Below are 23,377 nucleotides of genomic sequence, written 5' to 3' on the forward strand. Positions count from 1 at the left end.
TTAAGTATTGTACGTTTGGCCACAGAAAATGGATCTTTGCTTCTGTCTTCTCCGGAATTCGCTGCTGATGTGGCATTTGGACAGAGGCCGTTGTCCTTCGTTACTTGAATGTTAGAAGTTTCCGCGCGCGCCCGAAGCGCGCCTGGCAGGGAGTATAGTCCTTTATCGACACCACGATGGAAGGTTCTAAATATTCTCCGTAGCAATCCCCATTTGCTGATCGTAGCCTTAGTTCGCTATTCAACGAAGAAGTCCGTGCCGCAATGCGACTTCACCAAACCAGGCTTACGTCGAGAGCAAAACAAATTTGGCTGCGGAGGAACTCACAGTTGGCGAGACAAAGCCGTATTCGGTGCGGCTCAAAGAGCTTTGAGTACCTGCCGCGCACCTTCCGAAACGAGATCCCGGAACATATCAAGCAACTCACAACCCGGAGCAATCAATTCGCCCAACTGACCTCACTTAATGAGTTGAACGAGTTTCGTGCAGTTTCACAAAGGTTCCCTCAACGCAGCACAGATGTCCGGGCTGTATCTGGTGCCAAAACGTATAGTACTAACATGACTAGCGATATTTTGGCTAACGCTCATACAGTCGCTGATGCCCTGACTTCTGCCCAGCAGATATCCAAACTTTCTTCAGAGGCCGATCAGCTAGCGCTCCAATCTGTCAAAGCCAACAGATTGGAGCGTTAGCTGATCTGCGCAAGAGAACGCCGAAAAAGCCGTAGGCTCATTAGTAACAAAGCAATTCCTAAAAACGTCATCCAAACGAATTCCGGCCAGACAGTCTCAATACCAGCGCCTTTGAAAACAATAGCCTGACTTGCTGACATGTAGTGGCGTGATGGCAAAACCAAAGTACCTGCCTGCAACCACGCTGGCTGACCTTCAATTGGGGTCTCGCCACCTGAAAGCATTAGCATTGGCAGCACAATCAACATTACCAGAAGCGCGAACTGCGCCATAGAGCGTGCAATGGTTGCCAGAAACACCCCAAGCGCCGTCGCAGTAAAAAGAAACAACGCCGTGCCAACCAAAAACAACATCTTGGATCCAGCGATATTGATGCCCAAAGAACCCTGCATCACAAACGTTAGTGAAAGACCAGCCGCGACCAAAACCACTGCTGCATTCGCCCAAATTTTGGCAATAGCAATGTCAAATGGAGCAAGAGGCATGGCAAGGAGATGTTCAATGGTCCCGTGCTCTCGTTCTCTAATCATTGCCGCTCCGGTCAAAATAGTTGTGAGCCACATGATCTGGCCAATCAGAGCAACGATACCAGCAAAACGTACAGTATCTCTATTTGGGTTGAAGGCGCTTCTTAGAATGACACTGATTGAGGGAGCATCCACTAGATCGATACCAATTGCATAGCGATATATTTCAGCGCTCAAGATACTGGTGATGTAGTTTGCACCAATTCCGGCCTGTTCCATAGCGGTTGCGTCAATGAGAACTTGAATCTCCGGACTGCGCCCTGCGCGCAGGTCCTTCTCGAATCCGGGGGGCACAGCCACAACGAAAATAAAACGCCCAGCATCCATGTAAGCAGGTTCTTTTCCGGGTTCGATTTGGACGACCGGTTGGAACTCTGGTGGGAAAAACGCTGTGGCAAGTGCTCGAGAAAGTGGCGAGTCGTCTTCATCCGCAAACGCTATCGAGGCGTTGTTTACAGAACTTGCCACTCCCGTTGCTTCCATGATCGGGGCCAGCGTGAAAGACCAAACCAACAATGCCATCATCACCCAATCACGGCGCAGGCTCATCACTTCCTTCAAGCCTAGCCAGAATATGCAGTATAAGCGCTGCATTCACTTCTCCTGCGCCCGAAGGCATAGGGCTGCGATCAGTGTCAGAGCGGGTCCGAAGCAGGCGAGGGCCAGAATGTCTGGCGCAAGGGCCTCCCACCCCAAACCTTTAGTGAAGGCACCAACGTTTAGGTGTAGGAAATATGAGGAAGGCCAAAGAGAGCCCACCACTTGTGCGCCTCCTTCGAGCGTTGAAACAGGTTGCAACAGACCTGAGAACTGGATTGTTGGGACAACTGAGGCGATGGCAGTTGCAAATGTTGCGGCCACCTGACTGGATGACATAGTAGCGATCAACAGCCCGTAGGATGTCGTTGCCCAAACGTAAAGAAAGGCACCAACAGCCAAAGGGAAAGGATTTCCTTTTAACGGCACCCCGAACAGAAGAACGGTCATTCCTGCCAAAAGCAGAAAGTTTGCGTAGGCGATCAAAATGTACGGAATTTGTTTGCCGACTAGAAATTCAAGCCTCGTGGTTGGTGTCACGTAGAAATTGACAACTGACCCCAGTTCTCGTTCCCTTGCTACGCTTACGGCAGTCAAAACAGCTGGCAACATAATCAGTAGGATAGCAGGCATTGCCGGAGCCATTGCGGCGATGCTTTCAAAGCTCTGATTGTAGCGAAACCGGGGTTCGATCCTGGCGATATCTATCTGGCTTTTGCAATTGTTAAGGGCATATTCCGCGAGAAATGATTGGTGCAGTCCGGAAACATAGCCTTCAACCGTCTCACCCTTAAATGGGATAGCACCATCTACAGTCGCAAGTATCTGGGTCGGTTCACCCGTACTCATCTTTCGGTCAAAGTCAGGTGGCAACTCAATAACCAGAGAGACCTCACCTGCTACTAGACGGTCGCGCCCTTCGCTGGCGCTTTGCAGCGGCGGTGTGGCTTTAAAGTAGGACGATCCGGCGAATTCAGCCGAATAAGCACGACTCTCCGGCCCCTGAGAAAGGTCAAGTACAGCGAATTCAAGCTCATCGATATCCAGCGTAATTCCAAAGCAAAAAACCAACATTAGAATAGCAGAACCCAGAAACGCGAAAGCCAGACGCACTGGGTCGCGAGCTACTTCAACGGTTTCGCGCCGCGCATATGCCAATACACGAGAAAACGCTCCTCCCCCGGCGTGGGATTTGGTCCTAAAACCCACCTCTGGCGCGACAACAGAGACTGGTTTTTCTGCTGCTTCCAATATCGAAATGAAGGCGTCTTCAAGATTTTCCGCCCCTTCAACAGCGATCAGTTCAGCCGGAGTACCTTCCGCTAGAACTCTACCAGCATGCATAAAAGAAACGCGATCACAGCGTTCCGCCTCACCCATGAAATGAGTGGAAACAAAGATCGTAACCGACTCATTTCTAGAGAGCTCAATCAGCAAGTCCCAGAAGGAATCGCGCGCCTCTGGATCCACACCGGATGTTGGTTCGTCGAGTATTAGCACTCGCGGACGGTGGATCACAGCTACGGCTAGCGACAGTCGTTGTTTGATCCCCAAGGGCAGTGCCGTCGCCAACGTATGACGGTGCTCCTCGAGCCCAAAGCGCTCAGTGAGTTCCGAAACGCGTTGTTCTCGGTCGGCAATTGCAAATATCCGCGCATGCAATTGTAGGTTCTGATGGACCGACAACTCGCCATACAAGGAAAAGGCCTGGCTCATGTAGCCTATATCACGCCTCATTTTTCGGTCATATGCATCGACAGGGTTGCCAAACAGCAGTGCTTCACCTGAGCTGGAAGGTAACAAGCCAGTCAGCATCTTCATTGTCGTGGACTTGCCGCAACCGTTTGATCCTAGAAACCCGAATATCTCTCCGCGATTGATTGTGAAGTCGACGTTGTCTACGGCCGTGAAATCACCAAAGAGTCGTGTCAGTCCACGCGCAACTATCACTGGCTTTGCTTCGATCTGCCCATTCGCTTTGTTTTTTCCCGCCGGTTCGACAGGCAACTCCCGTGCTCTCAGACGCCGATATGCAATTTCGAGGTCGACATCACTCCCTTTCAATTCGGCGGGCTTCCCATGAAAGATGACTTGACCCGCGTCCATCGCGACAATCCGGTCAAAACCCTCGGCTTCTTCCATGTACGCCGTTGAAACCAATACAGACAGTTCAGGGCTTTTTGCTCGGATTGCATCAATCAAAGCCCAGAACTGCCGACGCGACAACGGGTCGACCCCGGTAGTTGGCTCATCCAAAACCAAAAGTTTGGGGTCTTGGATTAACGCACAGCAAAGACCTAGTTTTTGCTTCATCCCACCCGAGAGCTTGCCCATCAGACGGTCTTCAAACTGCGCAAGCCCTGTCGCAGCTAATAGCGCTGCGATACGTTCGTCCCGCTCTGAATGCCCTTGAGCAAAGAGACCTGAGAAGAACTCGAGGTTCTCGCGCACAGAAAGCTCCGGATACAGGTTTCGACCCAGCCCTTGCGGCATGAAAGCGATGGCTGGGCAAATGCTGTGTCGATGGCCAGAATTGCCAATCGGGCCGCCTAAAACGTCGATATTGCCGGATTGCAGTTTCTTTGCGCCGGTGATCAAACCAAGCAGTGTAGACTTTCCCACCCCATCCGGCCCGATAAAGCCAACAAGCTGGCCAACTGGCAGTTCCAACGAAACAGAGTCCAATGCAACATGCTTGCGATAACGGTGCGTAACACCTGAAATGTGAATATCGCAGGCGTCATCCTCTACTCTCATTCGAACAGCTCTTCTGGGATGCGTTGTTCAAGCGCCTCAGGCCAAGCAACGGTTGGGTCAAGCCGGATCACCGCGACACCGCGCAGACCGGTTTTGACGTGCTCAATCCGACTTTCAACCAAGTCTATTGGGATACGGACGCGAACGCGAAAAACCAGTTGCTCTCGCTCATCCAGGGTCTCGACCTGTTTGGGGGTGAATTGTGCCTCGGGAGAAACAAAGCTCACGTACGCAGGTATCGCATATTCCGGCAAAGCGTCGAGCACGATACGAGCCTCAGCTCCAATGGGCAAAAGTCCGGCTTCACGCGCCGGAAGAAAAACTTCCATGTAAACATTCTCAAGGCCGAGAATAGTTAGGATTGGTTCGCCCGCGCCAACGACCTCTCCGGGTTCTGCAAGCCGGTAAAGCACGCGTCCGGGCAATGGCGCCACTAGAGCGCTGTCTTCAATCTGTGCCTTGATCCTGCGCACTTCTGCCTCAGCGGCAGCAATACGGCTTTCTGCGGTTGCAACTCGGGCTTTCGCTGCGCCCAATACTGCTGTAGCGACCTTATGAGTGGTATCGCGATCTTCAAAAATAGTTTCGGATATATTTTGTCCTGCCAGCAACGCCGTGGCACGATCAAGCTCTTGCTCAGCCCTGCGCTGCTCGCTTTGGCGTTGCACTACGAGCGCTTCTGCTTCGGCCTTTGTTTGATTTGCCAATGCTACTTCGGCTTTAGCCCGGTCCAGGGCGGCAGATAGCTCATCTATGTCCATTTCGGCCAGGATTTGACCGGCCGCAACCATACTGCCCTCTGTTGCCGTTACCTTCGCAACCCGACCTGCATTAGTTGGTGCTATTTCGACTTGTTCCGCTTCAACCCGCCCGTTTCCTTGCACAAATCCGACCGGCAATTCATCGCCATCCTCGGCAACAACGGCATACAGCAACGCACCAGCAAATACTAAACCAGCCAAAATAAGAAAAACCGATAGGTTTTTGGTCATAGCGTTTCACCTGAAACAGGGTTTCTGACGCAGAGTTTAGTGTCTCAAAAGACTCAAAGCCTTGTTTTGGATCAAAACCGATCCGGGCACCTCAGTTCCAAGCAATTGTTTGTATAAACACCGGTTTGGGTGTTGCACGCTCTTTCGCGATAGGTCGGAAGAAGTAGACGTGAAGCGTTTTTGCTATCAGTTTGGTATTGAAGAGGGTTGTTCTAGCACGCAATTGCAGTCGCGACTGACCTGCTGCGCAATACAGCGAAAGGAAACACGATGACCAAAACACTGAGAGCGTGCTTGTCTTTGTGAGCAGCCTCGTCTGACTGGTCCAAGTTGATTGTTAGTGCCTCATCGGCCTGTGATCCATTGGGATGATGGTCTCGGGCGCTGGCGGGCGATAGTCCAGTGCACTGCGGGGGCCGCTTTGTGTTGTAGTGTCTCCTCCATTGTTCGATCAGAATTTGAGCTTCGTGTAGGCTGTAGAAGACTTATACCCTTGGACCTTGGTGGTTTAGCTGACAGGAGCTTTCGAAGTTCCATGCACCGCTGTCAGAACGACGAAGTCAAAACATACCATTGTCATTCTCGCTGTTTGCCGGAACCTCCTGAAGAACGTCCCAGTGCTCGACAACCTTCCCATCGACATCCAGGCGAAAAATATCGATCCCTGCGTACTCGAGACCATCGGGCCAGATTTGATGGCAATGCAGAATAACGTGATCGCCTTCGGCAAACGCACGTTTGATGTCCACACGCTTTCCCGGGTATTCGGCGGCCATGCGCTCGAAATATTCGATAAAAGCTTGCTTGCCGTCGCCAACATGCGGGTTGTGCTGCGTATAGGTTTCCCCAACAAAGATTTCTATGGCCTCGGCAGGTCGACACTCGTTGAACATCATTTCGTAGAAAGCGATGACGTTTTTCTTGTTTGTTTTGAGGTCCGGCATACTGATCTCCAAATCGACGTTTGCACCGCCCAAAAAATGTTGTCCCACGCAAGTCTTGGAAGCAACCCGGCAAGGACCTCATTCCCTAATCGGCAAGAAGTTACCGGCTTGATTTTGCGTTGCGACTAATTCGCGGGTTAGCCACTTATTCGGTTTCTTCAAAGTCTATGTGAATGTGATTTCCATCAGGATCGGCCACATGGACTTGCACCATTCCAGCCCCAGGGACTTCAGTTTTGCGATACTGGATCTGACTCGAGATCAGTTTTTCTTCGAATGCGCTCAACCCCGTGGCTGAGAGCGCAAAATGCTCGAGCTTGAGCCTCACTTCAGTGCCAACGTTAGGTGTTCCTTCGTGACCCACAAGATGAACCACGGCGTGATTACCCGCATACAACCATGCTCCGGGAAACGGAAAATCGGGCCGGGCCCCGTGTTTCAAACCCAGGACCTTTTCATACCAAGTAACCATCTCAGGCAACCTAGTCGTCACGATATTCACATGATCCAGCCGCTCAATTCTCATCTAAAAACCCTCAAGCACGAGTTTTCCTTTGGCCTTACCGCTTTCAAGGATAGCATGCGCTTTCTTTAAGTTTGCAGCATTGATCCTACCAAGTGTATCGGTTGCTGTGGATCTGATCTTTCCATTGTCTATCAAACCGCCGACCTGATTCAGGATTTCGCTTTGACGATTCATATCTCCAGTCCCAAAAAGCGACCGAGTGTACATGAACTCCCAATGCAATGAGATCGATTTGGGTTTGAACGGCGCGATGTCGAAGGTCTCAGGATCATCGATCAACCCAAAGCGACCTTGGGGCGTCATCACCTCTCCAGCTTGGGACGCATAAAGCTGGGAATGGTTTGTCGAATAGATGAAATCCACGCTGTCGATACCGAGAGCCTTGAGTTGTGAGCCAAAAGGTTCCGCGTGGTTGATGACTTGGTGTGCACCTAACTCTCGAACCCAGTCTTGTGTCTCGGGTCGGGACGCCGTCGCTATCACTGTCATGTCAGTGAGGGCCCGTGCTAATTGAATGGTGATTGACCCTACACCGCCTGCGCCACCAATAACCAGCAACGTATTGGTTCCGCCGGAAACGGCATCTTGGACCCGCAAGCGGTCGAACAGCATCTCAAAAGCAGTAAGCGTCGTTAGCGGCATCGCCGCAGCTGCTTTTGCAGGTATCGACTTTGGCGCTGACCCGACGATACGTTCATCCACCAGATGAAACTCGGCATTGGTTCCCGACCGGTTTATTGCCCCGGCGTACCAAACTGTATCTCCCAGACTGAAAGTCTCAACCGCTTCGCCAACTGCTTCGACGATCCCTACTGCGTCCCACCCCAGAATATCTGGTGCTGGACCTACAGGAGCACGTTTTTGACGAATTTTCGTATCGACTGGGTTCACTGACACGGCCTGCACCTTCACCAACAAGTCGTGACCTTTCGGCGTCGGTTTATCGGCCTCGAAGTCGATTAAGGCGTCCGCCCGATCAATCGACCCTGTCTTAAGGTATCCCACGGCTTTCATAACGTGCTCCTTTGTCCGGTTCTTTATCAACCGATGACTGTCATCTCATTTAGGGCGAATTCTGCAACGGCGCCTTCTGTTGCTTCCAGGTAAGCCGCAAGGTGCTGAGCACCCATGTGGGTTTGCCAAAGCTCTCGGCTTTCCCAATTTTCGTAGAACACGAAATGAGCCGGGTTGTCGTTGTCCTGGTGCAGGTCATAGTTGATGCAACCCTCTTCGGCTCGGGTTATGTCGATGAGCTTGATCAGCTCGGCCTTTACGAGGTCAATTTTGTCAGGGTTGGCTTTGATGTTGGCGACGATTGTCAGCTTGGCCATTGGAATAGATCCCTTGTGTTATTGAGCGATGCGCAAGATTTACGCCGCAGCTCCTTCGGGATAAACAGGGCAAGATCGAACATATAACCCGGAAATTCCGTTTAATGCTTTTAGACAATCTTCGCTTGTTTCTGACCATAGCCGAGAAAGGCAGTCTGGTGGCCGCGGCGCGCGAGACAGGGTTGTCGAGTACTACAGTGTCCGAACGGCTCGCGGCTCTGGAGGCACATTACGGCGTGGTTTTGTTCAACCGCACCACCCGTTCCATTAGCCTGACCGAAGAAGGCCGGACACTCGCTAATGGAGCAAGAAACGTTCTCAGTGAGGTTGCGGACCTGGACACACTTGTTCGGCACGGCGCCGAAACTCTGTCTGGTCCAATTCGCATAAGCGCGCCCATTGACTTGGGACGGAGCATTGTCTCCAAGGTTATTGCCGAATTCACCGAAAAGAACCCTGCCGTCTCAATCGAACTGTCCCTCTCGGACGGTTATGTCGACCTTGTAGGCCAAGGTTTCGACCTCGCCGTTCGCTTCGGCAACATTACGGACAGCTCACTCAGGTTGAGAAATCTGGGAAGCTACCAACGTTTCGTTTGTGCGTCCCCAAGTTACCTGGCCTCATTCGGAACGCCTAAAAAACCAGAAGATCTATTAAACCACAACTGCTTGGTGATGAGGTTTGGCGACATGCTCGACAACGTTTGGGAGTTTGGATCAGGACCAAATGCCCAGCGCGTATCGGTAAAGGGAAATCGAAATGTCAATGATGGTTCACTCATCCGCGATTGGGCGATTGCAGGCCATGGGGTCGTCTTGAAGTCCGAACTGGATGTCGGCGACGATGTTCAATCTGGCAGACTTGTTTCTGTCTTGCGCGACTTCCTCCCACCGCCGAAACCTTTGCAAATGATGTTTCCACCGAGCCGGGCCCAACCACGTCGCATAACAGCCTTAGCTGAGCATTTGCGTAGCAAATTTGGTGTGAGTTGAGGCCGCAGGGGAAGACACTAATCTGATAGCTGCTATGTCTGCTCAATGAATTTCAAAGTCGCATGTGCTAGTTCTGTGCCGGCATCTTCTTGAATGAAATGCCCGGCTTTTGGCACAACTGTATGATTTTGACCAACTGCCCCAGGGATCGACTTTTGGAACAGTTTGTCTACGCCCGCCATGACCCTGTCATCTTCTCCAAAAACAGTCAGAAACGGAGTGTTGAGGGTCTTGAAGGTTTTCCATGAGGCTCGGTTGGCTTCTGAAGCTGGATTGTCGGGCGAGTCGGGCACCAACACTGGAAACTCTCGAGCGCCTGCCAGATAGCGCGCATCTGGGAACGGTGCGTTGTATGCTGCGACTTCTTCATCGGAAATCTTGGATGATGTGCCGCCGAATACAATGCGTCCCGAATTAAATTCAGGCACGGACTGCGAGTATTCCCGCCATGAAAGAAATGCCTCACTCAAGGGTGCGTCACCGGTGGGCAAGGCCGTGTTTGCCACAACTACGCGCGAGAACCGCTCGGGCATACTCGCTACCAACCGCAAGCCTATTAGACCACCCCAGTCCTGGCAAACCAACGTGATGCCCGTCAGGTCAACCTTCCGCAACCACTCGGACATCCAGTCTACATGGCGTTGGTAGGTGTAGTCGGATCGCTCTGTTGGTTTATCCGACCTTCCAAACCCAATCAAATCAGGAGCCAGAACTCGATGGCCCGCGCCCTTGAATAACGGAATCATGCGCCGGTAAAGGAAGCACCAGGTTGGCTCTCCATGCATCAACAATACTGGTGATGCATGGGCCGGTCCTTCGTCCAAATAATGCAGTCGGAGAAGACTTCCCTCGGTGTCATCCACATCAAGATAGTTCGGGCCAAAGTTGAAATCTGGCAGCCCGTCAAACCGATGGTCCGGTGTACGAAGGAACTTCATCGTGAACTCTCCAAAAATGCCGACGGTCTTGGTCCAATAACAGTGATCGATAAAACAAGAACGGTCCAGTTCCAGCGTATACCGACTTCAGGTTTGGTTGAATTGGACACATTGCTTCGGTCCCTCGCGGAGGAGGCCCTTTTTGCAGACGTTTTGAATCCGCGCCAAAAAATTTGGTCTCAAAAACCATATATTGTGAGTTCTTCTGTACGGATCGCCGAGAGGCGGCTCAGAAGAAAATCGCAAGCCCGGTCATTGAGACAACCAAGAAAAGGAGAGTCATGATTCCACCTGAGCGAACGAAATCGACCACCCGGTAGCCTGCCGGGCCCATGATCAACGCGTTCACTTGGTGTGTTGGGATCAAAAATGAGTTGGACGTTGATATTGCCACCGTGAGAGCAAACACAGCCGGATTGCCACCCGCGGATACGGCAATAGAAACTGCTAGTGGCACCAGCAGGACAGTTGCGCCTACATTGGACATGACCAGCGTGAACGCCGTTGCCAAAACGGCGATCCCTGCTTGCAAAGACCAGATCGGCCACCCCTTCAGAAGGGCCAACACATGCGCTGCAATCCAATCCGCAGTGCCGGTGTTCTGAACCGCCTGACCTAGCGGGATCAGCGAAGCGAGAAGAAAAACTGTACTCCAGCTTATCGACTCGTAGGCTTCATCAATCGACAACACCCGGCTCAACACCATCCCAATAGCGCCGATCAACAGGCACAATGATAAGCGCAGATCGGAGAATAGAATTAAGCTCAACGCTATCAGGAAGAAAGCAAGCGCCCATCCGACCTTGTGTGGCCGTAACTCTTCCTGGGGAAAATCCGAAGTTACGACGACAAAATCCCTGTCCGACTTCAGTCGTGTCAGACGGTCCCACTGCACGTGAACCACACACGTATCACCGGCCTGCAAAGGGACTTGCCCGATATGTGTGGCTGCGTGATCCTCAGTTTCAACGTGGCTTAGTGTTTCTTCGCCACGCTGAATGGCCAACAAAGACAAACCATGCGTTTGACGGAGACGTAAATCAATCGGAGTCTGGCCGATCACTGAAGAACCGGGAGGAATAACAACTTCGGCCACCCCCGATTGGGTCGCGGCGAAATCATCCGCAAAGACATCTAGTTGGGGTAGGATCTCTAATCCGTAAGGCTCAGCAAACTGATGCTCAACCACCCGACGCAGGCCAAGCACTGCGAGCCGCGCCGGGGCTTCGATCTTGGTATCAGCCATCGGCGCGATGACCTTGTGGCCACGATAGGACGTGCCAAGAATGTACATGTTATGGGCTACCATTAGATCTGCGAGCGTTTGCCCGATGATGATCGAACCTTCAGGAACACGTATCTCGAACATATCAGCCCTTAGCCCATAGGTGTTTTCGACATAGGTCTGCATGGACCGCGCTGCGCTTGCGTCTTCTCCACGATCCCGCTGCGCAGGGAGAACCCAACGACCAAAGAGCACAAAGTAAAGCACCCCAGTCAGCATCAGCATCACACCGATAGGCGTGACTGAAAACAGCCCAAATGTCTCCATTTGCTGGTCAGCAGGAAGGGATGAGTTTGCCGAAACAATCAGGTCATTCAACAGGATGAGGGGGGACGACCCGACTAATGTAATCGTACCACCGAGTATCGCGCAAAACCCCATAGGCATCAGCAATCTACTCATCGGGATTTCTGTACGTGCTGAGATGCGGCTGACAACAGGAAGGAAAAGCGCAGCAGCTCCGACGTTCTGCATGAAAGAGCTGATGACACCAACCGTTGTTGATATAATTGGGATAATCCGGGCCTCAGTCGTGCCACCATTCTTGAGGATCAAGGCCGCAACCTTTGACATAAGTCCAGTCTTATCAAGCCCCGCCCCAATTACCATAACTGCGATGATGGACATCACAGCGTTGGAGGAGAAACCTTCAAAGAGCTTAGATACATCGGCTAGATTACCCAGCCCCGGTAGATAGCTCAGTGCGCCTAGCAAAACCATAACAAGAATTGCTGCAACATCGATCCGTATGATTTCGGTAACTAAAAGTAAGACCGTAAAAGACAATAGACTCAGCACGGCTATCATTTCGTACGTTAGTGTTGGTAATTCCATATCTTACTCCCAAACTAACGTTACCTGACTACCAGCAAATACGAAGGACCAACTCTGCGCGGCAGATAAGGCCAAAATCCATCAGGCCGTCTCACGCGGCTCGTTTTCTCGGGCGTGGTATCTGCTGAAACCTGGATTTCTCCAACCCCAAGAGTCGCTGATCACAAACTCATATGCCTCTCTTGAACATCGCAATGCGAAATGAACTTTCACCATGGCTAGAGTACAAACACATTAATTTTCGTGTCCTCATCATTCATATTCAGCCAAACTTAATTGCTAAGTCGGGAAGGCTTTGTGAAAGCCGCTACGAGGACAGGTGCCAAAACAAGCGCCGCCAAGACCCTAAAAATATGATGCACGCCGACGAACGCAACATCGCGACCAACGCTCACCGCTATGATTGACATCTCCGCCAAGCCTCCAGGTTAATAGGCCGCTACCTGCCCAAACCGGACATTCGTAACAAGACTTTGCAGTTTCCGAGATCAGGACAAAGCGGTCGATGACGAGAAGCTTAGAGTTTTCAAATTCCAGTATCGAAAATCAAAGGGCGCACGGCATCTTCTTACCTTCGAACAATAAAGGCTTGGCAAAGAACAACGTACACTGCTCAAATTGAACTCAAGAATCGCTCAATTTCCACTAGGGCTTTAGGCCAGGCAGGATCATACTCTGGCATCGTGTTGTTTGCTGTCTCAAGGCCAATAAAGCGCGCATTCTCGATGCCGGAGGCGAATATCCTACCTTGTTCAACACTGTGCATCCTGTCTCGATTAGCGTGCATGACAAGAGCCGGACAGGTGATCCGCGGAAGTAGATCGGTTACGTCGACCCCTGCGACCAGTGGTCCAATCTTGAGCCAATCCTGATGGTCCATTGCCACTTTCATAAATTCTGCATAAGTGCGCTGGTCATGCGGACTTGCGGTTGGAGCAAAAGACTGAGCCATCAAGTCTCTTGCAGAAGGGTATTCATCGTTCCAGCCTTCAAGACTCATATCCATCATTGCTTGCCCAAGAGCGGCAATTCCAGGCTGTGAACGCACCGCGAGTCCTTGTGCAAATCCACCGAGTAGAACCAACCCCGAAACACGGTCAGGATTATGTGCGGCAAAAGCCGCCGCAATGGTTGCCCCAAAAGATATACCAAACAATGGCATTTTTTCGATCCCGGCTGCGTCCAGCACGGCCTCAACATCTTCGACGATTCGATTCAAAGACACATCCTGCACGCCGCGCTGGGACAAGCCATTGTTTCTACCATCAAACCGATAAAGGCAGTGATTTTCAGAAAGCAGCGGCAACCACCCGGCGATGGTGTTCATCGTCCAATCGTATTCCAGATGCCTGAGCCAGTTTGGTGTGACCAGTAACTTTCTTCCGCTTCCAGTAGATGTCCAGGCAAGCGTTGTACCGTCTTTTGATTTTGCAAAGCGGACGTCTTGAGAGTTAGCCAGCAGCTTGTTCTTTGCGTGTCTTTTGTCACCATCTAAATCAATAGAGTAGGCTTCCACTGGATTTGGAATTCCCTTCAACCGTATCGAGCTTTCTGGTCGCAAAGCAACCGCCAGCGAAGTTCCTGCAACTTCAGCAGCTGTCTTGCTGACGAGACAACTTCCAATATGCGCGCTGGACTGAAGGCGCGACGCAACATTCACGGCCTCTCCGAACAAGTCTGCGCCATTTGGCATTACGTCGCCAACGTGGAGACCTCCTCGAAGTGTTACGTCTTCATCTCTCATCTGATTGAAAATCTGGCTGGCAGCATTAATTGCGTCAGTGGCTGCAACAAACTCAACCAAAGCACCATCTCCCATCAGCTTGAATATTCGTCCATTGTTTTCATGGACCAACGGTCTGATCACATCGTCCAAAATGCGTTGTAGAGTGTTCAGCGTGGTCTCAGCATCCTCTGACATGCGCTTGGTATATTCGACGACATCGAGGCTTAGGATCGCAGCAATTTTCCGCTTCATCAGTCGATGTGATCCTTTTAGCTAAACCAATTCCGCTGAACCAAAATTAACAGACGAATAGATTTTTGTGGCTAAAACTTGTGCCTGGGTATTTTGCTAAGCCTGCAAGTTCCAAAACTTGCGTTGAAACACACAGCCGAGCAAAATGTCTTTTTGGCTGGCGAAACCTAGAATTAAGGTGAAGTAGTTAGCGCGTTTCGCGTTACTAACAAAGGTTCACTTTGCAATATCCATTCTGAAAGTGTCAGCCCGTTGCTCTCTTCATCTGTGACCGATGGCAGCCCGAAGCGGAACTTCGACTCTGAGCTTTGCAAAATCTAACAAGCGGACGGCAGCTACCATTAGTGTGAATGGCTTGAAGGTATCGAGCGCTTCGCCACGGCGACAATTTAAGAAAATATGACTGTGAGAAACAAGGTGGCTGAAACTGCGCTCTGACAGGAAACAGGTGTCCCCGCACACTTTCGCACAATTCGAGCTTAGCCCAAGGTGTTGCCGGTGATGAAGGTGTACGAGCTTTCTACCAGATCGATGACGACATCCAACTCTTCTGGTGTGGTCGGTGTATATATCAAGACAAAGCCGCTCCACCCAGGACGTTGCTTGGCCCAAGGGTGAGCTACCGCCCAGCCAGCCTCAATTGCCCGCCGCGCCATTGCCGGATGCAGCGAAGCGTGCAAGCTGCCATCAGGATGCATATGCGCAAATTCAAACCCACCGACGATAGAGCTCGGTTGAGACAAAAACATGTCGGGATCAAGCTGAAAACCAATTGCGCCAGGTAGTGATATGCGTGTGGGGCCAAGTGTAACCCCTGGGAATTGAGCAACTCGCTCCAGCAATAGCTGGGCCAATTCGGCATCAATTTTGACACCAATCTGAGTATGCGGTACGCCGCTTGTCGTTTCAGGACGGTGCGAGGTGCGCTCCGGCAAGGAGCGCTCTTGCGCGGACGCCATCGAGCACATCAATGCCACTACCGTGATAGCAACCGCCAATGTTCTCAGGTGCACATTCATTTTGTTGTCAGCCCGTCAAAAGTAAAGATTGAGTGCTCAGCGCGGTTTCGGTGCCCCTGCACGCATCATTCAGCTTTTAACGCCTCGATATTGATCAAGAGATCTATTTCGTCGCTCACGGCTGGTGCAAAGGCCCCAAGTCCGAATTCAGACCGCACGATAGTCGCCGTTGCTGCCAGCCCCAAGGTCGGTCTGCCCTCCTTTTCGCCAAAAGGGTATGGCGCTGACTTGTTAAGCGTTGTTTCCAGAACAACAGGTTTGGTGATGCCATTCATGGTCAGGTCGCCAGAAATATTCGCGGAATTGTCCCCGGTGACTTCGATGCTGGTTGAGGCGAATGTGACCACGTCACCGTCAGTCGCGCCAAAAAAATCATCGGACATGAAGTGTTGCAAACGGGCATCCCAGCCCGTGATCATAGATTTTACAGGCATAGACACTGTGACAGATGATGCAGACGGATCATCTTCGTTGAACTTTATCTCACCGCTAAAACCTGAGAACATTCCAAATGTTTCTGAGAACCCGATGTGGTCGTAGCTGAACAATACCTGGCTGTGTCCAGGATCCAGCTCGTAGGTGCCACTCTCGGACAAAGCGGTTGTCGCGCCCATCGATAAGAGTACCGCCAGCGGGGTTGCTGCCACTTTGAACATTGATACGCTCCCATTTTGACAAGACGTGTTTGTGGAATTGAGTTTTGCGATTTAGGTATTGGCTGACCATACTTTTAGGGCAAAATGTTCTACAGCGCAACAAAATGTTCTATAGGAGGGGCGATTGAAAGAAGATCCCAGGCTGATCGCCACACGACAGGCCGCACTCGATGCGGCGCAAAGGATACTGATGGATGAGGGCGTGCTGCACGTAACTCATGGCGCGGTTTCAAAGGCAACGGGCATTTCGCGCAGCACACTTTACAGGCACTGGCCAGATGCGCGCGGTCTGCGTGATGCAGCATTCAGGCGCATCGCAACACCGCCTAACATACCACCCAAAACAGATGGCCCGCTGCGATCTGACCTGCGCTGGTTACTCGGAGTACTGATGGGAGCCTTGAACGACACACCATGGGGCCAAATTGCGCCTCAAGTTGTCGCTGCTGCGTCCACCGATGCAGAAGCGCGCTTGGTGATCACTGAATTCATGAAAGACAGGTTTGCAAGTGTTGAAGCCGTGCTTTCAGCCGCAATAGATCGGGGTGAGATCGCCGCCGACGTTCCGGTTGACCAATTCATAGAACTGGCAGTCGCTGCACCTTATTTCCGCAAGCTCATTCGTCACGAGGCGCTGAACGAAGAATGGTTGGACAAACATGTCGATCTGCTTTGCAGTATCGCGAAAACCAATTCAGGACAGTGACCATCGCCTGACTTTGCAATCACAGCGACCTTCAACTGGCGCGAGATTTCGACAGAACAGCAAGTTATGATCAATAGCCTGTCCAGCCGGTTCCTCATAACTGCTGCTCCAAAAGGTCTCGGCAAACGTTCGCTATGATCGTTCGTTGAGGTTTGCAAAGTCTGCTTTCTGCGCATTTCTGTAATTCGGCCATCCTCAGTTTTTTGGCAAGTACCGATCCAAAAGAGCGTCGACCAACCCTTCCTGAAGTTGGTAGCCAGTTGCTTCGTCCACACGCAAAATGTCTTCAAGAATGACAAGTTGTTCCATGCCGGTCGTCATGGCCAATCGCTTCGCCAAGTCGTCAATTTCCTTCGGCTCCATTAATGGGTGAACTGGCGCAAGTGCTTCCGAAAAAGCCGCCACTCTTCTGGCGCCACGCATTTTGACAGTTCCATCCTCAAGAGATGCCTTGAGTGATTCAGCTAAAAACTGCCGGAAGTGCGCCTCATGAACCCGAGAAAAATCCAGATAGTAACGCGCAACGACATGTACACGGCTCCTGACGTTATTCAGCCCCTCGAGAAGTTCTGACGTTGGAGTAACTTCAAGATCGAGCGTCGCGTCCAAAGCCAAAACACTTGGGTCAGAAAAATAACGATAGACCGTCGCACGGCTGGTTCTTGCACGTTCAGCGACTTTTGCCAGCGTGACTTCCTCGCCTTCTGACATCAGGTCACGTGCAGCCGAAAGAAGTGCTTCTCGCGTCCGGATGATTTGATTTGTACGAGGCGCCAATCTCAATCCCTTTGTGATACACTTGTCTCATAAGTAGATATGTGTATCATAAGCGCAGTGTTATTCAAGTAAAGGGAGTCGCAGCAATGACTGAACCTCGCCCGCGAATTTATCATCTTCTTGGGAACCTGCTGACCTTTCACGCCTTTCCCAGTGAGACCGGAGATCGTTGTACTATCATTGAGATAAAGACGGCGCCTGGTGCCGGTGCGCCGCCTAATCATCACGCTGGCGAAGATGAGAGCTTTTATGTGCTCGATGGTGAATTCGAGTTCTTTTTGAATGGCGAGACAGTCAACGTCAAATGTGGTGACTTCGTTAAGGTTCCGGACGGCGCAGTGCACGCCTTTACATGCACCGGAGAGCGGCCTGGCCGGCTACTTTGCATTAACGCCCCCGGCGCGATGCATGACACTTTTTTTACCGAAGCCGGTGAAGCAATGCCTGACGGCACGACTGATATTCCGGCGCCAGATGGACCACCAGACATTCCGGCGATCATGGCTGTGGCAGGTCGAGTGGGAATGACGATCCTAGTTCCTGCGGACATTCCCAGCTAACGAACGCGCGTGCAAAACTCCGGGTTGCGAAACGGAGGCTTTGGAACAAAGCTTCTGCCGTACACCCTATCTTGTAATACTGGCTCAACCCGAAGCCGACATTCACGACGAGACCTTGCGATTCTGGATAGCCGACATTGGCGGTGCTTTCCAAAAAATGTCTTCTATGTGAACCAGAGCAATCGTTTAGGCGCAGGCGTGACAGCGGCTTAGATCGTCTGCTATCAGTGCTTGGTTGAATTCGTTTTAGCGTGAGAACGCTCAACTCAGCATTCTTTCCGAAACGTCCTCAAGAAGGGTATGAAGATCGAATTCTTTACCTTTCTCCGCAAGCCCTTTGTCATGCAAAATGAAGGACAGCCCGTGCACGAAACTCCACAACAAAAAACCACGGCGGCGAACTTCGTCTGTGATTCCCGGTTCACCGAGACATTTTGCTACTTCAGTCAAAAGAATCCCGAAACTTTGCTGGCCGCCTTCCTCCAGCCGGAGATCCGCGATGCGGTCTGTGAAGCCGCCAAATTTCAGTCTGAAGATCCCGGGCTCATTTAACGCGAAGGCAATATACTCCATTCCTATGGCAGTAATGCGCTCGGGAGATCCTTCAGGAACGCCTTCCAGTGCGGCAAGCATTTTGTCTCGGTGCCGATCCATTCCTTCAAGGACAGTAGCGACCAACATTTCTGTCTTGTCTTTGAAGTGCTTGTAAGGTGCCGCGGTTGATACGCCCGCGCGTCTGCACGCCTCGGATACAGAAAAGCTGTCCGGTCCTTTCTCTTCGACCAACTGTCGGGTTGCTTCGATCAGTGCAGCGCGGAGATCACCGTGATGATAGGCTTTCTTGCTGACGGAAAGACCAGCCGTTTGTCTGCTAGTCGAATGATTTTTTTCGATGCTGCTCATGATCCAACATGTGCCAGATCACGTATCTCTTGTCAAAGTAAGAACTTCTAACATATGTTAGAGATGCTAACTTGATGAGGTCCCCAAATGCCGAATCCTGCTAATTCATCTACTGAAGCGACCAAACCGAGCCTATTTGCACGTGTGTTACGCGGCACTGTGCGTTTGGGAGTGACCGTCAGTTTTATAGCCGTTGCAGCGGCCGCCGTTCACTTTGGCGCATCCGAGCTCACCCGTAGAGCGGAGGCGGTGCCCGCACCGGATGCCGCCGCTGTGACCCCGGTATCCGTGACGCCGATAACGTCCGAGAGCGCTTACACGGTCGACCGTGTGTTCATCGGGCAGGTCGAACCTCAGCGTTCGGCAGATATCTCTTTCGAGCTGAACGGGACGCTCGATCAAATTCTGGTGGATGAGGGTGACAAGGTTGCCAAAGGTCAACTTCTTGCGACACTGGACATTGCACTGCTGGAGGTCGAACGCGACCGTCTGACAGCATCACGCGATGCCATTGCAGCCCAGCTTGCATTTGCAAGAAAGACGGTCGAGCGAAACGCGAAACTCATTGAACAAGGCTTTACCAGTCAAGCCCGTTTGGACGAAGCCGTTTCTCAGCAAGATGAATTGTTATCCAGAATTGGCGAGTTGGATGCGGCCCTGCGCGATGTTACCGTTCGGATTGAGAAATCCAGCATCGAGGCCCCATTTGCCGGTCAAATAACCGCGCGACACGTGGACGGTGGCGAAACTCTGCGCTCGGGCGAGCTGGTTCTGGGAATGGTCGAGGTCGTGTCGCCGCAGGTTCGGATCGGTGTTCCTCTCGATGTTGATCCGGCGCTTCTGACTGATGTTGAGATCGAAATATCAGCTAAAAGCTACCGGGCTGAGCTTGCAACCTTGCGGCCCGATATTGACCCGGTGACCCGAACCCGCACTGCGCTGTTCGATCTGAAAAACGCTCCCGACGTTGCTTTCGGACAAACCGCACGTGTGCATGTACTCGATCCTGTCCAAAGTGCGGGAACCTGGGTGCCCACAACATCGCTGAAGGAAGGAACGCGCGGGCAATGGACACTGCTGGTTGCCGACGCGCAAAAGACTGTGCGCCTGGCGACGGTCGAAGTGCTGCATGCCGAAGACGACCGCGTCTTTGTGCGTGGCGCGTTTCCGGAAGGCACCGTCCTGATCGATCAGGGTCCGCAGCGGGTGAGCGTTGGTCAGCGCGTCGCCTTCGACACTGGCGAGTAACGGAGCGATCTGATGGAAACCCTTACCTTTCGCCATCCCCGGCTGGTTGCCCTCATCATTTTGGTGCTTGTGTCTGCAGGGCTGTCTTCGTTCCTATCGCTTGGGCGACAGGAAGACCCCACGATCACCAACCTCTTCGCAACCATAACCACGCAGTTTCCTGGCGCAGACCCCGAACGGGTTGAAGCACTGGTTACCGCAGAAATCGAAGAAGAACTGCGAAAGATCGCCGAGGTGGATGAGATCAGTTCTGTCTCCCGCTCGGGCGTGTCGGTCGTTTCTGTTGAATTGCTGGAAACACTAGACGAAGCCACCATTGAGCAGGTTTGGGCCGAGGCTCGGGACGCCGTGGAAGATGCGCGCCAGAACTTCCCGGCAGGAGTATTGCCACCGGAATTCGATGCCGAGGGTATTGCTGCCTATTCCGCTGTCATTGCAGTTGCGGCCGAGGACCCCGACTTCCCGATAACTTTGCTGTCTCGTCATGCCGAAGCATTGGGTGACAGATTGCGCGCGATACCTGCGACACGAGCCGTCGACTATTTCGGTCAGCCAGAGGAAGAGGTGCTCGTAAGTGTCGATATGGATAAGGCCGCTGCGCTTGGGCTTGGCGCTGCCGAGATTTCCCAGCGGATCGCCGAAGCAGATGGGAAGGTTCAGTCTGGGCGGCTGCAATCCGATGTCGACCTGACCATTGGCGTCAGCGGAGAAATTGAGAGTCTGGATCGCATTCGGAGCATCGTCCTGCGTGAAAACGCGGACGGTGCAGTGGTGCAGCTCGGCGATATTGCCAGCGTAGACCGGGGCGCACGCGAACCGCCGTCCTCAATCGCTTTTGCCAACGGGATGCCCTCCGTTTTGGTCGGAATTCTGGCGCAGGACGGCGTGCAGATCGACCGCTGGACAGGCTTTCTACGGGATGAGCTTGAGGCCGGCGCCGCAGCGGTACCTTTGGGCATGCAGGAAATACTGCTGTTTGATCAAAGCCAGTACACGACGGATCGTTTGTCAGAGGTTGGGGTCAACATGGCCATTGGCGTGGCTCTGGTTGTGGCAGTTTTGTTTGTTACGTTAGGTGTTCGGGCAGCCGCGATTGTGGCTTTGGTTTTGCCGGTTGTCTCATTGGCGACCCTGGCGACGATGAACATGATCGGTTTGCCCATTCACCAGATGTCCGTGACGGGTCTGATCGTTGCCCTCGGTCTGCTTGTTGACGCAGCCATCGTGATGACCGATGAAATTCGACGTCGTCTGCAGGATGGGATGGAGCGACTTTCAGCCGTGCGAGATGCTGTTCGCCGGTTGGCCGCGCCTTTGCTGGCGTCGACCGTCACTACAGCGCTTGCCTTCACGCCGATGATCTTGCTGCCGGGACCCGCCGGCGACTTTGTCGGTGCTATCGCTATCGCCGTGGTGCTGATGCTTGTTTGGTCCCTGGTTGTGGCCTTGACTGTGACTCCAGCGATTGCGGGCTGGCTACTGTCCGATCGCCCAGACGCAGGAATGCTGAGCCGCGGTATCAGCATCCCGCCACTTGCCCGTATGTTCGAGGCCTCAATTCGATTGTCAGTCACCAATCCGGTGCGATCTATCGCGTTGGCATTGATCTTGCCGGTGCTTGGCTTTGCGGCCTTTCCAACGCTGACCGCGCAATTCTTCCCGGGCGTCGACCGCAACCAATTCTATATCGAAGTCGACATGCCGGGTGGAACGTCAATTGCCACCACCGAAGCAACCGCCCGCCAAATCGATGAAATGCTGCTGGCTGACGACGGCGTCAAAAGTGTCTACTGGACCGTCGGAGAGTCCGGCCCGGCATTCTACTACAACATCGTTGGAAACCGCTCACGAGAGCCTGGGTTTGCACAAGCTATGATCACGACCGGCACGGCAGACGACGCCGCCCGCCTTGTTGGAACGTTGCAGAGTCGTCTGGATACCGACTTTCCTGATGCGCAGATCATCGTTCGCAGTCTTGTTCAGGGCCCTCCGGTCGCCGCACCGGTTGAAGTCAAAATTCAGGGGCAGGACATCACGGTTTTGCGTGATCTGGGCGACGAGGTGCGTTCAGTCATGGCCAATCTCGATCTGGTAACCCAGGCGCGCGCCAGCGTGAACGGCGGCAACCCTCAAATCCGGTTCGAGATTGATGAGGTCAAGGCGCGTCTGCTGGGACTGGATGTGGCGGATATAGCTGGTCAGCTGGACACGGCGCTTGTTGGCATTACCGGTGGATCACTGATCGAAGGGACCGAACAGTTGCCGGTGCGTGTTCGACTGGGTGACGAGGTGCGATCAGACCTAAGCGCCATTGTCAGTATGCCCATCCTGCTGCCCAATGCTGCCGCCGTATCCGCCACAAGTGTTTTCCCTGCTGTGCCGTTGTCGGAACTAGCCAGGCCGGTGATCGAACCAGCGGAAAGCGTCATAACCCGAACGGATGGCGTGCGCGAAAACACTATCCAAGCGTTTATCGTCCCCGGTGTTTTACCCGAAGAGGCGTTGCAAGACGTACTAGAAGCGCTTAATGCGTCCGGGTTTGTGTTGCCGCAAGGCTATTCGATGTCCTTAGGTGGCGACAGTGATGCCCGATCCAACACCGTGGGCAATCTGCTTGCCTCTGTTGGATTGATTGTCACACTCTCCATTGCGACTATCGTTCTCACCTTTAACTCGTTCCGGCTGACGCTCGTGACCTTGGTCGTGTGCGTGTTGTCTGGAGGCCTTTCAATGCTGTCGCTGGCCGTTATGCAATTCCCGTTCGGAATAACGGCGATTATCGGTGTCATCGGCTCGATCGGGGTTTCGATCAACGCGGCGATAATAATTTTAACCGGGTTGCAACAAGACGTTGACGCAAGCCAAGGCGACCGGGTGGCGATGGCGCGTGTTGTGACTGGTTCAAGTCGGCATATCATCTCGACAACGGTCACAACCTTTGGTGGTTTCCTACCCCTGATCATAGCTGGAGGAGCATTTTGGCCGCCATTCGCCGTTGCAATCGCTGGGGGCGTACTATTGTCGACTGTCGTATCGTTTTATTTCACTCCGCCAATGTTCGCCTTGGTGCATCGTGGAAAGCTTGACCAACCGCTTGAGGAAAACAACCAGCATTCCCAGCCTCAAGAAGCTATTGTTGCGCTTGTGGCAGAGTGAGGATCGAGACTACTTC

The 23,377-nt window shown here is 52.6% G+C and carries 20 protein-coding genes and 1 pseudogene; 5 read left to right on the plus strand and 16 right to left on the minus strand.

What is annotated here, in order from left to right; all coding sequences use genetic code 11:
- Positions 1 to 691: 691 nt before the first annotated feature.
- The 8 genes and pseudogenes from ACRZ9U_RS18445 to ACRZ9U_RS18480 all read right to left on the minus strand — a co-directional run bounded on the left by ACRZ9U_RS18445 (position 692) and on the right by ACRZ9U_RS18480 (position 8,309).
- Positions 692 to 1,816: an ABC transporter permease gene (locus ACRZ9U_RS18445; RefSeq protein WP_170408455.1), complete on the minus strand. Its 1,125-nt coding sequence runs from the start codon at positions 1,814 to 1,816 to the stop codon at positions 692 to 694.
- Complete coding sequence (gene rbbA, locus ACRZ9U_RS18450) at positions 1,817 to 4,516, minus strand: ribosome-associated ATPase/putative transporter RbbA (RefSeq protein ID WP_170408456.1); 2,700 nt, start codon at positions 4,514 to 4,516, stop codon at positions 1,817 to 1,819.
- Complete coding sequence (locus tag ACRZ9U_RS18455) at positions 4,513 to 5,508, minus strand: HlyD family secretion protein (protein WP_170408457.1); 996 nt, start codon at positions 5,506 to 5,508, stop codon at positions 4,513 to 4,515. The genes rbbA and ACRZ9U_RS18455 overlap by 4 nt, the downstream gene beginning before the upstream one ends.
- Before the next feature lie 337 nt (positions 5,509 to 5,845).
- Positions 5,846 to 5,993 (minus strand): annotated as a pseudogene (locus ACRZ9U_RS18460) (integrase core domain-containing protein); the annotation flags it as partial.
- A 75-nt stretch (positions 5,994 to 6,068) separates the two neighbouring features.
- The gene (locus ACRZ9U_RS18465) at positions 6,069 to 6,452 is read right to left on the minus strand and encodes a nuclear transport factor 2 family protein (protein ID WP_480886222.1); all 384 of its coding nucleotides are present in this window, start codon (positions 6,450 to 6,452) and stop codon (positions 6,069 to 6,071) included.
- A gap of 145 nt (positions 6,453 to 6,597) precedes the next feature.
- On the minus strand, positions 6,598 to 6,978 hold the full coding sequence (locus tag ACRZ9U_RS18470; protein WP_170408603.1) for a VOC family protein: 381 nt from the start codon (positions 6,976 to 6,978) through the stop codon (positions 6,598 to 6,600).
- Complete coding sequence (locus tag ACRZ9U_RS18475; RefSeq protein ID WP_480893717.1) at positions 6,979 to 8,022, minus strand: zinc-binding alcohol dehydrogenase family protein; 1,044 nt, start codon at positions 8,020 to 8,022, stop codon at positions 6,979 to 6,981.
- On the minus strand, positions 8,019 to 8,309 hold the full coding sequence (locus ACRZ9U_RS18480; RefSeq protein ID WP_170408604.1) for a putative quinol monooxygenase: 291 nt from the start codon (positions 8,307 to 8,309) through the stop codon (positions 8,019 to 8,021). Before ACRZ9U_RS18480 ends, ACRZ9U_RS18475 begins: the two co-directional genes overlap by 4 nt.
- Positions 8,310 to 8,413: 104 nt before the next feature.
- Here ACRZ9U_RS18480 and ACRZ9U_RS18485 point away from each other — a divergent pair, with 104 nt between their 5' ends.
- On the plus strand, positions 8,414 to 9,301 hold the full coding sequence (locus ACRZ9U_RS18485) for a LysR family transcriptional regulator (RefSeq protein WP_480902627.1): 888 nt from the start codon (positions 8,414 to 8,416) through the stop codon (positions 9,299 to 9,301).
- A 32-nt stretch (positions 9,302 to 9,333) separates the two neighbouring features.
- Here ACRZ9U_RS18485 and ACRZ9U_RS18490 read toward each other — a convergent pair whose 3' ends face one another.
- The 6 genes from ACRZ9U_RS18490 to ACRZ9U_RS18515 all read right to left on the minus strand — a co-directional run bounded on the left by ACRZ9U_RS18490 (position 9,334) and on the right by ACRZ9U_RS18515 (position 16,011).
- Positions 9,334 to 10,239, minus strand: a complete 906-nt coding sequence (locus ACRZ9U_RS18490; RefSeq protein ID WP_170408606.1) for a haloalkane dehalogenase — start codon at positions 10,237 to 10,239, stop codon at positions 9,334 to 9,336.
- A 229-nt stretch (positions 10,240 to 10,468) separates the two neighbouring features.
- A complete protein-coding gene (locus tag ACRZ9U_RS18495) occupies positions 10,469 to 12,358 on the minus strand; it encodes an SLC13 family permease (protein WP_170408607.1) in 1,890 nt (629 codons plus the stop codon).
- A 272-nt stretch (positions 12,359 to 12,630) separates the two neighbouring features.
- Positions 12,631 to 12,777 (minus strand): AbrB family transcriptional regulator, encoded by a 147-nt coding sequence (locus ACRZ9U_RS18500; protein ID WP_480886218.1) that lies wholly within the window; start codon positions 12,775 to 12,777, stop codon positions 12,631 to 12,633.
- A 194-nt stretch (positions 12,778 to 12,971) separates the two neighbouring features.
- Positions 12,972 to 14,336 (minus strand): alpha/beta fold hydrolase, encoded by a 1,365-nt coding sequence (locus ACRZ9U_RS18505; protein WP_170408609.1) that lies wholly within the window; start codon positions 14,334 to 14,336, stop codon positions 12,972 to 12,974.
- Positions 14,337 to 14,815: 479 nt separating this feature from the next.
- On the minus strand, positions 14,816 to 15,355 hold the full coding sequence (locus ACRZ9U_RS18510) for a luciferase domain-containing protein (protein WP_170392859.1): 540 nt from the start codon (positions 15,353 to 15,355) through the stop codon (positions 14,816 to 14,818).
- Positions 15,356 to 15,420: 65 nt separating this feature from the next.
- The gene (locus ACRZ9U_RS18515) at positions 15,421 to 16,011 is read right to left on the minus strand and encodes a YceI family protein (RefSeq protein WP_170408610.1); all 591 of its coding nucleotides are present in this window, start codon (positions 16,009 to 16,011) and stop codon (positions 15,421 to 15,423) included.
- 124 nt (positions 16,012 to 16,135) lie between these two features.
- Between ACRZ9U_RS18515 and ACRZ9U_RS18520 the strand changes: the two genes are divergently transcribed.
- Positions 16,136 to 16,717 carry a TetR/AcrR family transcriptional regulator gene (locus ACRZ9U_RS18520; RefSeq protein WP_170408611.1) on the plus strand — a complete coding sequence of 194 codons (582 nt, stop codon included), beginning with the start codon at positions 16,136 to 16,138 and terminating at the stop codon, positions 16,715 to 16,717.
- Positions 16,718 to 16,912: 195 nt separating this feature from the next.
- On the opposite strand, the gene ACRZ9U_RS18525 is transcribed toward ACRZ9U_RS18520, so the two are convergent.
- Positions 16,913 to 17,494, minus strand: a complete 582-nt coding sequence (locus ACRZ9U_RS18525) for a TetR/AcrR family transcriptional regulator (protein WP_170408612.1) — start codon at positions 17,492 to 17,494, stop codon at positions 16,913 to 16,915.
- Between the two features lie 86 nt (positions 17,495 to 17,580).
- On the opposite strand from ACRZ9U_RS18525, the gene ACRZ9U_RS18530 reads away from it, so the two are divergent.
- Entirely contained in the window at positions 17,581 to 18,054 is a 474-nt protein-coding gene (locus tag ACRZ9U_RS18530; protein ID WP_480902631.1) for a cupin domain-containing protein, read from the plus strand.
- 261 nt (positions 18,055 to 18,315) lie between these two features.
- Here the strand turns inward: ACRZ9U_RS18530 and ACRZ9U_RS18535 are convergent, their stop codons facing one another.
- Positions 18,316 to 18,957, minus strand: a complete 642-nt coding sequence (locus ACRZ9U_RS18535) for a TetR/AcrR family transcriptional regulator (protein ID WP_170408614.1) — start codon at positions 18,955 to 18,957, stop codon at positions 18,316 to 18,318.
- A gap of 171 nt (positions 18,958 to 19,128) precedes the next feature.
- Between ACRZ9U_RS18535 and ACRZ9U_RS18540 the strand changes: the two genes are divergently transcribed.
- Positions 19,129 to 20,205 carry an efflux RND transporter periplasmic adaptor subunit gene (locus ACRZ9U_RS18540; RefSeq protein WP_170746952.1) on the plus strand — a complete coding sequence of 359 codons (1,077 nt, stop codon included), beginning with the start codon at positions 19,129 to 19,131 and terminating at the stop codon, positions 20,203 to 20,205.
- 12 nt (positions 20,206 to 20,217) lie between these two features.
- Positions 20,218 to 23,361 carry an efflux RND transporter permease subunit gene (locus ACRZ9U_RS18545; protein WP_170408616.1) on the plus strand — a complete coding sequence of 1,048 codons (3,144 nt, stop codon included), beginning with the start codon at positions 20,218 to 20,220 and terminating at the stop codon, positions 23,359 to 23,361.
- The last annotated feature ends 16 nt before the right edge of the window (positions 23,362 to 23,377 follow it).

The organism is Ruegeria sp. D7 (genome assembly GCF_056534355.1).